Source organism: Methanomassiliicoccales archaeon (assembly GCA_014361295.1).
GTDB lineage: Archaea > Thermoplasmatota > Thermoplasmata > Methanomassiliicoccales > JACIVX01 > JACIVX01.
In genome coordinates, this window is record JACIVX010000001.1 from 761,311 (window position 1) to 774,643 (window position 13,333).

Genomic DNA, 13,333 nt, shown 5'->3' on the forward strand with positions numbered 1-13,333 from the left:
AAATCTTTAAAACAATATGATAAATGCTATCGTTCTACATGGAACGCAGCAAGAATTCGGTGGCGTCTGTGGCCATAAGAGCGAAAGAAGCGGCTCTTCGTATGCAAGGGATTCCGCACAAGATCAGGAATGAGGCGCTTCTCGCGATTGCAAGAGCTCTTGAGGCAGCGAAAGACAGGATCATTGCCGCTAACCTATTAGATCTGAAAAGAGCAGAGGAATCGAATCTGCCTTCTCCGATGATCAAACGTTTAAAATATGATGATCAGAAAATTGAGGAATCGATTAATTCATTGAACTCACTGATCAATCTTGAAGATCCGATCGGAAAGACTCTAATGATTACTGAATTGGACGAAGGATTACTGCTTGAAAAAGTGACTTGTCCGATCGGAGTGATTTGTGTCATTTTTGAATCGAGACCTGATGCACTTGTTCAAATTTCATCCCTTTGTATCAAGTCTTCAAATGCGGTGATTTTGAAGGGAGGATCGGAGGCGAACCACACAAATGAGATTCTTGCAGAGGTGATCGAAAAAGCGCTTCTTTCGGTGGACGAGCGGTTCAACGGAGCTGTACAGCTCCTATCGACACGAGAAGAGATCAAGGAGCTTCTCAAGTTAGATGATCTCATCGACCTTGTCATACCGAGAGGGTCGAATGAACTCGTCCGGTCCATTAAAGAATCGACGAGAATCCCGGTCCTCGGTCATGCTGCCGGCGTCTGTCACACCTACGTTGATGACGATGCAGATTTAGAAATGGCCCTGAATGTTTGCTACGATGCGAAGGTGCAATATCCGGCCGTATGCAACGCGATGGAAACACTTCTTGTTCATGAAAAGATTGCGCCAACTTTTCTTCCGAAAATGGCATCGCTTTATGCAAAGGCGGGTGTGAGATTAAAAGGCGATGAACGAACGAGAAAATTTATCGAAGCGGAGATAGCGACTGAAAAGGACTGGTCAATTGAGTACAATGATCTAGTTCTGAACATTAAGACGGTTTCATCTCTTGAGGAGGCGATCGATCATATCAACAAATATGGTTCGCATCATACGGACGCGATCATCACGAGATCAAGAGAAAAGGCAGAGCGATTTATGGATCTCGTCGATTCTTCGAGCGTCATGTGGAATTGCTCAACAAGATTTGCCGATGGGTATCGATATGGACTCGGAGCCGAAGTGGGTATCAGTACAAATAAGACACACGCGAGAGGTCCCGTTGGTCTTGAGGGTCTTGTCATCTACAAATACCGACTCATCGGTAACGGGCAGGTTGTTGCCGACTATGTCGGCAAGAACGCAAAGAAATTTATTCACAGGAGACTGGTATGAGGAGCCTGAACCCAAAACGCGTAGTCATCAAGATCGGAACGAATACGATTTGCCGGCAGGATGGGACGGTCGATCACGATTATATCGCGGATATAGCAAGGCAGGTCGTGGAACTTGAATCGAAAGGCATCCAATCGATTATCGTCACTTCAGGGGCAATCGGTTCAGGTTCGACCGAGCTAAATCTCAATGGAAAGAACAAAGACATTGCAATGAAACAGGCTTGCGCTGCAGTTGGTCAAGCGATACTCATGCTTGCGTATAGAACCGCTTTTGCAAAATATGCAAAGCCTGTTGGACAGATTCTCGTGACCTATGGTGCGTTTTCTGACAGAAAGAGATATCTCAATCTGCGTAAAACAATTGAAGAACTCTTCAAACTCGGTGTCGTTCCGATTGTTAACGAAAATGATGTGATTGCAACCGACGAAATTGATGAAGTTTTCGGGGACAACGATAAATTATCGGCACTTGTAGCTGCGAATATGGATGCCGATCTTCTGATTCTCCTAACTGATGTGGATGGTCTTTACGACAGAAATCCGAATTTTGATCCTGATGCAAGACTGCTGACTGTCGTTGACGAAATTACCAAAGACATTGAAAGAATCGCTGGTGACAAGAGAAGCGAGCGATCCGTTGGGGGCATGCGAACAAAAATTGCCGCCGCGAAGATTGCGATGCAGTCAGGATGCAACATGGTCATTGCGAATGGAAGGCTCGAGAATGTTGTCCTCCGCGTCGTTGAAGGCGAGGAAATCGGGACTCTTTTCACTGCGACACCAAAATACACGATTAAAGAAAGATGGATACTCTTCGCCTGTCCAAGGGGAAAACTTGTTATCGATCAGGGTGCTGAGAAAGCGGTTAAAGAGGGAAAGAGCCTGTTGTTGTGTGGCGTGCAGAGTGTAGAGGGGAATTTCAAAAAAGGCGACGTCGTTAGAATCGGCAATTTTGCGAAGGGTATTGTCAACTTTTCTTCTGCTGAGATCGCTGCGATGAAAGCATCCTCGAAATGTGAAAACTCAGATCAAAACACGAATAAAATCAGGAAAGCGGTCATTGAAAGTGAGAATATCGTTCTTTTGGATTGATTAATCAGTTCTTTATACTCATCGATAGATCAAGAAAATGACAAGATGGCAGTCGTTTTCTCATTGATGCGGTCAGAATATTTAGATTTTTCATTATAAGACCGAGTTGTCAACACTTATTGAAAATAACTCCTTTTTTTAACTCTTTAGCAGGATAGGAAAAAAACAATTTATTACGATGCTGTAGCAGATATCGGGTTCATCCAGTAATGTTATCTTTCCATTAACATTCCCCCCTTTTTTACAAAACATCCTAAAAAAAAGCATCTTAAGAAAGATTATTACATGTTTTGCTAATCCTTTGCCCGTTGCGCAGGAATATCATATTCACAGAGGGGTTCGCTCGTCCCGTTCTCCTTATGTTTGTGGCGACGATTCTAGGCGGCGGATGCGACTACTTCTATCAGATTATTATGGGCCGTCAACTTGGTCCTGCGGGATACTCCGAGCTGAATGCACTATTGTCGATTTTCTACATTATTTCCGTTCCCACTCAAACAATTGCTGCCTTTATGGTTAGATTCGTTTCAAAGTACAAGGCAGAAAACAAAGAAAACATGATTGCATGGCTCGTAAGAAAAACGCTCCTGATTTCGTTGATTATCGGGGTTTTGATGGCCATTGGAATATTTATCGCAATACCATCGATCACTCGATTCATTTCTCTTTCGTCCAGCTTTCCATTATTCATCCTGATGTTGGGAACGGTGATTGTGATGATGAGTCCGACGGGATACGGAACAGTGCAAGGTCTTCAGCGATTTCACTTATCAGCATTATGTGGCATTTCGGGACCTCTCACAAAGCTTGGCTTCGGCGTTATTCTGGTTATTGCTGGATTTGGAATCAATGGCGCATTCGGGGGCGCCATTATCGGTGCTTTTTTCACATTTGTTGTTGGATTGATCGCGATCAGAGATTACTTCACTCGACCCGCAAGCGTCACTGAGAAGCTTGATCTTTCCAATATGGAACGATATCTTTTTAAAGCAATTGTTGCCGTCGTATGCTTTTCAATTCTTATCAACATCGATGTTTTTGTTGCAAGACAGTATCTAGGTCCACATGATGCTGGTCTATACGCCGTTGCATCAATTCTCAGCAAGGTTATCTGGTTTCTGCCAGGAGCTGTTTCAACTGTGATGTTCCCCAGAGTCTCTGAATATTACACGAAAAACAAGGAAACAACGAGTGTCATGAGAAAATCGATTTTCTGCACCCTGATGATGACTGGTATCGTTGCCGCATTGTATGTGATAGCGCCGGCCGAGATCATCAATTTGCTTTATGGCAGCGCTTATTTGGACGCTGCTCCTGCGTTGTCGATCCTTGGGATTGCAATGACTCTTTTTGGCCTTTCAAGTCTTTTCATGAATTATGGACTTGCAATAGAGAATTCAGTCTATGTTGCCATTTTCTCAATTTTTACTGTCTTGCAGATCATTCTCATCATGATGTTCCATTCAAGCATCATTGACATCGCACTCGATCTGCTCGTGACAAGCGTCGGAATCTTTTCATTTAGCTGGATATATCTTGAAATCAAATCGAAGGAAATGAAGAAAAAGAGATGATTGAAAAGAAAATCAGCAAACTGCGACAATTGAAGAAATTTGACTGGATCATTTTATCACCACTGTGGTATTGGTACATTTCAATGTTTTATAAAACCACAGGCGATTCACTAGTTATCGTTAACACAAATATCGTTAACACAAATACACAAGAGACGATGAAAGTTCATTTTGTTTTCATAAAAAAATCAAAAGATCATTTCGCCCTTGATGAATGCTCTTGTTCTTTCGTCCGCAGGATTATTGAAGATTTTCGAGGTTTCACCCTCCTCAATGATTCTTCCATCGATCATCAGTGCTGCACGGTTGCATAGCCTCTTCGCCTGGAAAGGATTATGTGTGATGATGATTGCGGCCTTTTCACCCTGTGAAATAAAATCCCTCACGGCATTTTCCAAGATTGCAATGTTTGTCGGATCTAAATTGGCCGTAAACTCGTCGAGCAGTAAGAGCGTTGGATCGACGATGACGGATCTTGCAAAACACATTCGCTGCATCTCCCCACCGGACAACGATCGTGCATTCCTATCCTTGCTCTCGCTGAGACCGAGCTTTTCAAGATAATAATTTACCTTTTGCTCGATGAGGTCAGGACTCAAACCTCTGAGCTGCAATCCATATGCAATGTTGTTGAAAACGCTCCGATTCATCGCAACTGGTTTCTGAGAGACAAGTGCCATTTTCCTTCTAACCAAGTAAGCAAGGGGACTTAGACTTTTGATTTCGTCGCCTTCGAAAAAAATTCTTCCTCTTGTTGGCACCTCCAAAAGATTGATGAGCCTGAACAATGTCGATTTCCCAGAGCCGCTCGGTCCCATGATCCCCAATATATCGCCTTCCCTGACCTCGAGATTGACATCTGACACAACGGTTCTTCCCGAATACTCCTTGGTCAGCCCCTCGGTTCTCAGAATCGTCTTCAAAGCATCTCTCGCTCCTGGAGCCACCTCATGAATAGGAAAACTCCGCATGCTACGATGAGAAGCACAACACCGAGTCCCACAGCATATTCAAAATGTCCCATTCTCGTCTCAAGCATGATAGCTGTAGTAAGCACCCTCGTCTTCCCCTCGATATTTCCTCCAACCATATAAGCGGCGCCAACCTCCGCTATTGCCCGACCAAATCCAATCATAACGGCTGTGACAACACCGACCCATGCCTCTCTTATAATCGTAAAGGTTGCCTGGCGATTGCTCGCCCCAAGCGAAAGGATCGTATTTTTTATGTTTTTGTCCACTTCAGAAACCGCAGATATCGTTATGCCAGTGACCAGAGGAACAACAAGTAACGTCTGTGCTAAAATCATTGCAGTAGGTGTGAAAAGAATGCCGAACGAGCCAAGAGGTCCGCCTCTCGAAAAGAGATAGTAAATAAATAAACCGGATATCACCGGCGGGAAACCATACATTGTGTAAGTGATCGTCTTAAGCAAACCCTTTCCTCCGAATTCCTTGAGCCCGATGAGTGCTCCTAACGGTACACCTATGAGCGAACCCAGTATCGTAGCACTTCCAGAGACGTAAAGCGAAAGGATTGTGACCTGCACGACGTCGTAAGAAATTGCATCCGTCATTCAAATCCCCTGTGCGACTCTTGGGCCTATCACGAAATAAGGCGATATAGGTTACCACCAGTTATTTCTTTCTGACGCGGAGATTTGAATTTCGGCGGTGGACGAAACTGATAACATGATAGCGCCAGGACCAGCGTTTGGTACGAAGAGTTTGTGACCGTATGCGTCTGTGAAGTTTCCGATCATTTGCTGGATCTCAGGGGATGTGATCCAATTTACAAAGTCGATTGCAAGTGTGTAATTAATGTGGGGCCACCGTGTATGATTAATTGGAATTACGCTATATTGATTGTATAGAATTGGATCTCCTTTAAATAAGATTTCGAGGTCTGGAATTATTCCTGTTTCCTTCCTCGTATAAAAGGTTGCCTCATCTGACAGTGTATATCCTCGCTCTTCTTGCGCGATATCAAGCACGGCACCCATGCCCTGACCAGTGCTTAAATACCAAGTATTACTGAAAGTCGAAGTATTCATACCCAATAAGGACCAAATTTTTCTTTCTTTTGCATGAGTTCCCGAGTTATCGCCTCTGGAAACAAAGATAGCCTTACCACTCGTACCATTTTGATATATTTTCAAGAATGCTTCCGTTGCGTTACTAGCCTGCGATATGTTCGCTGGGTCTTCCGCCGGACCAACGATAACAAACTGATTATAGCACACAAGTCTTCGGAACTCCCCATAGCCATCTTTCACGAATTGCTTTTCGACATCTGGTGAATGCACAAGGAGTATATCCACGTCCCCATTTTTGCCAAGCTCCATTGCCTGACCACTCCCGACAGCGATAACGTCGACTTTGCAGTTGTATCGCTTTTCAAAGTCAGGCAAGATGTAATTAAGGAGACCAGAGTCATAAGCGCTGGTTGTAGTCGCTAGACGGAGTGTTTGTTTTTGTTGCAAAGCAAGCGGCACCACAGCAAGAATGAGTGCGGCGATAATAAGAACGATGATTATGGCCGTGATTTTTTTCCCTTTCATTGCAACCCCCTAACCGATATGCTAAATTGAGCTTAACGCCTCTTTTCTATATAATTTTTATGATTCATGGGATTCGTCTGCTGGATCCGCGTATAAAACACAAATCGTGCGATGCAAGGCCAAAGCTTGCTCCAACTCAAGATTATGATTGCACGTGAAGGGACTATCTGAATTTCTTTCTGAACATCTCAAGACTTTTGCTAATCGCTTCGATGGCAGCTTCTTTTCGCTCCCATCCAAGAACCTTTGTTCCCTTTCCTTCTTCTAGCCGTTTGTAAGTAAGAAAGAATTCCGCAATTTCATTTAAATAATGAAGAGGAAGGTCCTCCAGTTGCTGATACTCTTTATATCTTGGGTCTCCCAATGCGACTGTGAGAACCTTATCATCTTGGCCCTTTTCGTCAATCATCTTTAGCAATCCAATCGGTTTTGCTTCGACCACGCATCCCGGAAATGTGGGCTCACTGATCATGACCATCGCATCTAGGGGATCACCATCGTCGTAGTAGGTCCGTGGTATGATGCCATAAGCAATCGGGAAGACGACACTGGAATGGAGTACCCTATCGAGGAGAATGCAGTCGTACTCTTTTGAAATCTCGTACTTGTTCTTGCTCCCCTGGGGGGTTTCGACAATCACGTTCACGATTCTGGGAGGATCTCTGCCAGATGGCACCATTTTCCAAAGAGACAATAGAAACACCTTCCTTATCAGGCATTGATAACTGTGAAAATGACCTTGGAATATTTTATGATTCCCACAAGTAAAGAAACTGAAGAGCTCATTTGGTACAATTTGGTAGGTACATACAGGACAGTTGATCTAAAATCAAAAGATCGCCTGCAAAATGAACAAATAATTTCTACGGAGAAAAACGAAAGTTTGCGCATTATTGGAATTCTTTTTGACAAGATTCAAATACGGAAACACTTGATACGGCAAACACTCTTGATTCCAGATGATCGAGAGGTGCTCCATTGATTGATCTAATCTTGTTCCAGCTATTTGTTCTCGTTCTCATGGCAAGAATATTTGCCTTGCTCTTTGAGTCCATAAAAATCCCACCTCTCGTGGGCGAAATTCTTGCTGGAATTATCATTGGAAATACATTTCTCTATAATTTCCTTCATCTCGAAACGGACATTGAAGTCCTTCGTGTTTTCTCAGAATTGGGAGTCATTTTCCTTCTGTTCACGATCGGTCTTGAAACACCTTTTAGCGAGCTGAAGAGAGTGGGGCGGACATCGACCCTCGTCGCTGTATTGGGCGTTGTATTCCCCTTCGCTTTTGGCTATCTTTTGATCATTTCGCTTGGCCACCCCCAGGTGGAAGCACTTTTCATCGGCGCGGCAATGGTTGCGACGAGTGTTGGAATTACCGCGCGAGTGATCAAAGATATGGGACTGACGCATACAATCGAGTCCAGAGTAATCATCGGAGCGGCGGTTATCGATGACATTCTTGGAATGGTGGTTCTTGCGATTGTGAGTGGCATTGCAGTCGGCGGTACGCTCAACATCATCGATACACTCGTTGTAGCTGTCCTCGCAGTGCTTTTTGTTCTTGCTGTCATTTATGTAGGCACAGGCTTATTGCCCAGAGCGAGAAACAAGGTGAAAGTGAAAGAAAGAACGGCACAAAGTTCACTGATTAGATTCGGTTCTAGTCCACTTGCATTGGCGCTCATCCTTTGCTTTGGCCTATCCGCACTTGCATCATACATTGGTCTTGCAGCAATCATTGGTGCTTTTCTTGCGGGTATGGTTTTCGCTGAATTTAGCGACACCATGCCAGTCGCTGAAAAATTCGAACCGATCAACGAGTTTCTCGTTCCCTTCTTTTTCCTCTATATCGGTATATCAGTCAAGATTGCGTCGTTCGCCGAAGTCGCGATACTATCGCTGGCCATAATCGCATTGGCAATCGTCACGAAATTTGTGGGATGCGGGCTTGGAGCATATAAATTGGGAAGGAAGTCCGCGACAGTGATCGGCGTTGGTATGTCGCCGAGGGGAGAAGTTGGGCTCATTGTCGCCTCGGTGGGTTTGGGCATTGGCTCAATTTCTTCAGGTATGTTTTCTGTCGTCGTCGCCATGTCTCTTTTGACAACACTGATCGCGCCGCCATTGCTGACTTATACTTTCCGGCGCACGACGAGTGGCAAATCCATGAAATTCTCTTAATACAGGAAGTAAAAAAAGATGATTAAGGAAACTCCGTTGATTGGACTGAAATAAATGCAGGTTCTGGGGATTACACAAATAGAGAGTCACTACAAATATTCCAATGGAATTTTGTTGATCGGATTACCCATTTTGTATGATCTTATCGTCTCAATTGTCGTCTGGACAATTCTTTGCAAGGTTTCCTTTGTGTAGAAAGCGGAATGAGGAGTGATGATGACATTGGGAGCGCTTAGCAGAACATCATGTTCAGGATGCGTTTCGTCTTCCAAAACGTCGATGCCTGCGCCCCACAGATGACCTGATTCAAGAGCGTCCTTGAGCGCTTGGCTATCGACGACCCCGCCTCGTGATGCATTGATCAAAATGCTTCCCTTCTTCATCTTGGCAATCGTGTTCTCGTTGATCAAATGATAAGTGCTCGGTGTCAGCGGAATATGCAACGTGACGAAATCGCTGATTGAAAGAAGTTCCTCTAGAGAAAGATAGGGAAATCCGTACTTGGCTTGCAGCGACTTGTTTTCGTAGACATCATAAGCGACGATTTTCATCCCAAACCCAGATGCAATGCTCATCACCGCCGCTCCGATCTTGCCCGTCCCTATAATCCCAAGTGTTTTTCCTTTAAGCTCAAGTCCGAGAAACTGTTCAAAATCAAATTTCTTTTTTTCTTTAACATAAGTGTCGGCCAATGGGATTTTTCTCGCTATAGCGAGCAATAGTGCAAAGACGTGCTCCGCGACGACATGAGAACCATAGTCTGGAATATGGCAAACAGTTATTCCTTTGTTCAATGCATATTTCGCCGCAATGTGATCAAAACCGACGCTCCTTGTGACGATGAGCCGCAGATCTGAGAGTGCATCGATGATTTCTTCCGTCACTCTTGAATAAATGAAAACCGAAAGGATCTCAGCACCCCTTGCAGCGTTAATGAGCTCGTCACCATTCAGTGGGCGATCATAAATGATCACTTCATCATCTCGAAAGGCTTCCTTTATCTCTTCCACATGGCTCTTGAGCTCCGTGAACACTATCCTCATGCATATCCCTACAAACAATAGGGAACCATGAAGGCAATAAAAGTATCTCGCTCTAAATTTGAAATGCAAGAGGAGTGGAAGACAAACTATTAAAAATCAGTCTCTAGAAATTTGATCCTAAGACCACAATATCTAGTTAAAAGAAGTATTATCATTTGATGAATGAGTTGTAAAACTGGATAAGCTGGGAGTGTTGGATATGAAAGTGAGTGAATTATTCGATCTTTCAGGTAGGGTTTCAGTCGTAACGGGGGGTTCAATGGGTCTTGGATTCCAAATGGCCACGGCTCTGGCAGAAGCCGGTTCGTCCGTCGTTCTCTGCGCTCGCAATTATGATAAATGCGCAGAGGCAGCGGCCATGATCGCGGAGCACGGTGTCGAGACGCTCGCCGTCAGCTGCGATGTTCGGTTGCGAAAAGACGTTCGCAATCTTGTGATGAGAACCCTTGAAAAATTCGGGAGAATTGATGTCCTAGTGAATAGCGCAGGAATTGCATGGGCTGCCCCACCAGAAAGGATGAGAATTGCAGATTGGCAAAAAGTGATCGATGTCAATCTGACAGGAACCTTCATATGCTGCCAGGAAGTGGGAAGGGTGATGATCAGAAATAGAAAAGGGAGTATCATTAATGTTAGTTCAGTCCTTAGTTCATTTGGCAACCGAATCATTGATTGCATCAACTACTCAGCATCAAAAGGAGGAGTTGATGCACTCACGAGAGATCTTGCCGTTAAATGGGCGCCATTCAATATTCGCGTCAATGCGATCGCCCCTGGCTTCTTCAAAACCCATTTGACCAAATCAGTTATCGAACGAAAGGGTGATGAGATCATCAACCTGACCCCCGCCGCGCGCATAGGCGTAGATGACGATTTGAAAGGACCTGTCGTCTTTCTGGCATCTGATGCTTCGAAATTCGTGACAGGACAAGTAATTGCCGTAGACGGTGGATATTCGATTATGTGATTCGATTTGATTTTGGAATCCATATCAGTGTCTGAATAATGACGCGAATTAAATTAAACCATAGAACAATACGCCTAAACGGTGAAGTTATGTGGAAAAACGATGCTAGATGTGCTGTGTGCTTGACTTTCGATTGTGACAGTGACATCTCCTGGAAGAACATCATGAGAAGAACTGGAGCAGTCAAAGAAGGGGAACCATTTAGTCCTGTGGTTCTCTCACAAGGTCAATACGAAGTCAACGTTGCGATTCCGAGGATACTCAAGTTCCTAGATAAACACGAGCTGAAAGGATGTTTTTTTGTTCCAGGCATGCTGGCAGAAGAACGACCTTCGCTTATTAAAGAGATCGACAAGAAGGGTCATGAGATTGGACACCATGGTTATTCGCATCTCAATCCGGGCCGACTCACACCCGAACAGGAAATGCAAGAACTTGAAAAAGGGTTGAGAGCCCTGGAGGGGTTACTCGGTAAAAAACCCAAAGGTTATCGTGCGCCAGCGTTCGATCTTTCACCCCGAACCCTCGAATATCTATGCGATCTTGGATTCTTGTATGAAAGCAGTATGATGGCTTGGGACATCCCATATATCCATTGTGTTAAGGGAAAGAAACTCGTTGAAATTCCGTTCAACTGGCTCACAGTTGATTGGACCTACTTTGCATTTAACTTTTTCCCGCCACTCGAGTATCAGAGCGGTATCTCAAGCCAAGAAGAAGTATTGGAGATATGGACAGAGGAATTTGAAGGATTATACGATGAAAGGGGGTTGTTCACAATCGTCATGCATCCTCAGGCGATCGGACGGGCATCGAGAATGAGAATGCTTGACCGTCTAATCAATCACATCAAGAAGAAAAATGGAGTTTGGATTACCACGCCATCTGAAATTGCGGAATATTGGCTTGAGACACACCCGTGATTCTTTTTTCTTTTCAATTTTTGACTTCCCTTTTTGCACGTAAGAAACTTAAAAAAAGTTTCCATGAACGAATCTGGAAGAAGCTTTGGATGTCTCATTGAGAGGGATTTTAAAACGTATTTTTAAGGCAAATTCTTTACTGATCCGAAAGTTACTAATATCCTATTTCTCTTATATTCTGAGGAGGAAAGTTATCAGCCTGATGAGAAATTTTGAAGGCTGAGAGAAAACTTTCCAGACGTAACAGGGGGAGAAAAAGTTGCCGATGTTGAAAACCCGAGTAAAAGTGATGGCCGCTCCGAACCGATACATCATCGGACCCGGAGCAGTAAAGGAACTAGGAAAACGCAAGATGTTGCTAGGGACGAAGGCATTTGTCCTCGGTGGGACGCGCTCGATAGAGAGCGTGGAGAAAGAGATGAAAGAAGACTTCCAGGAGCACGGCATAGAAATGGTGCACATGGAGAAGGGCGTCCGCTATTGCACAGCCCGGGAGATCAAGAGACTCGCGGATATGGCAAGAGCGAAGGAAGCTGATTTCATCGTGGGTGTCGGTGGCGGTTCGATCATGGACCTTGCCAAGGCAGTCGCGAGCAAGGAATATGGAGTTGGCAAGCCCATTGCATTGATCAACACGATCCCATCGACAGATGCCCCATGCAGCGCTCTCTCGGTTCAGTATGACGAAAAGCACGTCGTCGAGAAAGTCCTCTTCTACTACAAGAGCCCAGACATCGTTATCGTCCCAACCGACAAAACTGTCCAGGCGCCCGCGAAGTGGCTGGTTGCCGGTATGGGAGATGCGCTGGCGACGAGATTCGAGGCCGAGGCATGTGCTGAATCAAGATCTGGGAACGCCCTCATCGATGGTGGATTGCCGCCATTCACTGCAACGAGACTGGCCCAACTGTGCTATGAGACCCTGATCAACTATGGGTATCATGCAAAGCTGGCCAATGAAAGACAGGCAATCACAGAGGCCTATGAGAATGTTGCACAAGCTAACACACTGCTAAGCGGTCTCGGATTCGAGAGCGGTGGTCTCGCTGCTGCCCATGCCATCCATGATGGTCTCACTGCAGCACCTGGCAGAATGAAGGCTCCGAAACCCGAACATGGTGACCTGGTCGCGATCGGTACGATTGCACAGCTTATCATGGAGAACAGGCCGAAAGCGCTCATCGAGGAAGTCATAAACTTCTGCCTCACGGTGGGCCTGCCTGTGACGCTTGAGGAGATCGGTGCAACATTTGACGACCTGCCGCACTGCATGGAAATTACGTGCAACCCGAATCACCCGTATGCTCACAACGAGCCGTTCCCAATGACGCCTGACAGATGCATCGATGCACTCAAGGCGACTGACGCGCTCGGTAGGGCATATCGCGACAAGTTCATGCGAAGGTAAACAATATAAACCATTTTTCTTCTCTTTTTATATATTTCTTTCATTTTTGTAGTTTTAAACGATAGCTATAGAGTATTTCTGACACGACAGCAATTTTAGATCTTTGCTATTTTTGAAGAGTGTAATTCCTCTAACATGTGCTCCCTGTTTAAGATTGAATGGGCTGAAGAAATTCTTGAGAAATAAAGAGCACAATACAGTTACTCTCCAAATTCGAAAAATGAAATAAGTAATGCGCTG

The 13,333-nt window shown here is 44.8% G+C and carries 12 protein-coding genes; 7 read left to right on the plus strand and 5 right to left on the minus strand.

The annotated features are described in order from the left end of the window. Positions 1–38: 38 nt before the first annotated feature. The 3 genes from H5T41_03755 (at position 39) to H5T41_03765 (ending at position 4,008) form a co-directional block, all read left to right on the plus strand. Positions 39–1,340 (plus strand): glutamate-5-semialdehyde dehydrogenase, encoded by a 1,302-nt coding sequence (locus H5T41_03755; protein MBC7107890.1) that lies wholly within the window; start codon positions 39–41, stop codon positions 1,338–1,340. Beyond that, positions 1,337–2,434: a glutamate 5-kinase gene (proB, locus tag H5T41_03760; GenBank protein MBC7107891.1), complete on the plus strand. Its 1,098-nt coding sequence runs from the start codon at positions 1,337–1,339 to the stop codon at positions 2,432–2,434. The genes H5T41_03755 and proB overlap by 4 nt, the downstream gene beginning before the upstream one ends. A 308-nt stretch (positions 2,435–2,742) precedes the next feature. Next, positions 2,743–4,008, plus strand: a complete 1,266-nt coding sequence (locus H5T41_03765; GenBank protein ID MBC7107892.1) for an oligosaccharide flippase family protein — start codon at positions 2,743–2,745, stop codon at positions 4,006–4,008. 188 nt (positions 4,009–4,196) lie between these two features. On the opposite strand, the gene H5T41_03770 is transcribed toward H5T41_03765, so the two are convergent. The 4 genes from H5T41_03770 to H5T41_03785 form a co-directional block, all read right to left on the minus strand. Next, on the minus strand, positions 4,197–4,955 hold the full coding sequence (locus H5T41_03770; GenBank protein ID MBC7107893.1) for a phosphate ABC transporter ATP-binding protein: 759 nt from the start codon (positions 4,953–4,955) through the stop codon (positions 4,197–4,199). Continuing rightward, positions 4,928–5,584 carry an ABC transporter permease gene (locus H5T41_03775; GenBank protein MBC7107894.1) on the minus strand — a complete coding sequence of 219 codons (657 nt, stop codon included), beginning with the start codon at positions 5,582–5,584 and terminating at the stop codon, positions 4,928–4,930. The genes H5T41_03770 and H5T41_03775 overlap by 28 nt, the downstream gene beginning before the upstream one ends. 51 nt (positions 5,585–5,635) lie before the next feature. Further along, a complete protein-coding gene (locus H5T41_03780) occupies positions 5,636–6,568 on the minus strand; it encodes a substrate-binding domain-containing protein (protein MBC7107895.1) in 933 nt (310 codons plus the stop codon). A gap of 163 nt (positions 6,569–6,731) precedes the next feature. Beyond that, complete coding sequence (locus H5T41_03785) at positions 6,732–7,247, minus strand: inorganic diphosphatase (protein MBC7107896.1); 516 nt, start codon at positions 7,245–7,247, stop codon at positions 6,732–6,734. Positions 7,248–7,588: 341 nt separating this feature from the next. Between H5T41_03785 and H5T41_03790 the strand changes: the two genes are divergently transcribed. Further along, entirely contained in the window at positions 7,589–8,752 is a 1,164-nt protein-coding gene (locus tag H5T41_03790; GenBank protein ID MBC7107897.1) for a cation:proton antiporter, read from the plus strand. Positions 8,753–8,841: 89 nt separating this feature from the next. Here the strand turns inward: H5T41_03790 and H5T41_03795 are convergent, their stop codons facing one another. After that, positions 8,842–9,795 (minus strand): hydroxyacid dehydrogenase, encoded by a 954-nt coding sequence (locus tag H5T41_03795; protein ID MBC7107898.1) that lies wholly within the window; start codon positions 9,793–9,795, stop codon positions 8,842–8,844. Positions 9,796–9,994: 199 nt separating this feature from the next. Between H5T41_03795 and H5T41_03800 the strand changes: the two genes are divergently transcribed. The 3 genes from H5T41_03800 to H5T41_03810 all read left to right on the plus strand — a co-directional run bounded on the left by H5T41_03800 (position 9,995) and on the right by H5T41_03810 (position 13,093). Beyond that, a complete protein-coding gene (locus tag H5T41_03800; protein MBC7107899.1) occupies positions 9,995–10,762 on the plus strand; it encodes a glucose 1-dehydrogenase in 768 nt (255 codons plus the stop codon). 89 nt (positions 10,763–10,851) lie between these two features. Beyond that, a complete protein-coding gene (locus H5T41_03805) occupies positions 10,852–11,685 on the plus strand; it encodes a polysaccharide deacetylase (GenBank protein MBC7107900.1) in 834 nt (277 codons plus the stop codon). A gap of 265 nt (positions 11,686–11,950) precedes the next feature. Further along, entirely contained in the window at positions 11,951–13,093 is a 1,143-nt protein-coding gene (locus tag H5T41_03810; GenBank protein ID MBC7107901.1) for a glycerol dehydrogenase, read from the plus strand. Positions 13,094–13,333 lie beyond the last annotated feature (240 nt).

What these genes read in the sequence shown, in the direction of transcription:
- H5T41_03805 (MBC7107900.1), top strand. Translation starts at nt 10,852, where the DNA reads ATGTGGAAAAACGATGCTAGATGTGCTGTGTGCTTGACTTTCGATTGT.
- H5T41_03780 (MBC7107895.1), bottom strand. Translation starts at nt 6,568, where the DNA reads ATGAAAGGGAAAAAAATCACGGCCATAATCATCGTTCTTATTATCGCC.
- H5T41_03790 (MBC7107897.1), top strand. Translation starts at nt 7,589, where the DNA reads ATGGCAAGAATATTTGCCTTGCTCTTTGAGTCCATAAAAATCCCACCT.
- H5T41_03775 (MBC7107894.1), bottom strand. Translation starts at nt 5,584, where the DNA reads ATGACGGATGCAATTTCTTACGACGTCGTGCAGGTCACAATCCTTTCG.
- H5T41_03800 (MBC7107899.1), top strand. Translation starts at nt 9,995, where the DNA reads ATGAAAGTGAGTGAATTATTCGATCTTTCAGGTAGGGTTTCAGTCGTA.
- H5T41_03810 (MBC7107901.1), top strand. Translation starts at nt 11,951, where the DNA reads ATGTTGAAAACCCGAGTAAAAGTGATGGCCGCTCCGAACCGATACATC.
- proB (MBC7107891.1), top strand. Translation starts at nt 1,337, where the DNA reads ATGAGGAGCCTGAACCCAAAACGCGTAGTCATCAAGATCGGAACGAAT.
- H5T41_03795 (MBC7107898.1), bottom strand. Translation starts at nt 9,795, where the DNA reads ATGAGGATAGTGTTCACGGAGCTCAAGAGCCATGTGGAAGAGATAAAG.
- H5T41_03785 (MBC7107896.1), bottom strand. Translation starts at nt 7,247, where the DNA reads ATGGTGCCATCTGGCAGAGATCCTCCCAGAATCGTGAACGTGATTGTC.
- H5T41_03755 (MBC7107890.1), top strand. Translation starts at nt 39, where the DNA reads ATGGAACGCAGCAAGAATTCGGTGGCGTCTGTGGCCATAAGAGCGAAA.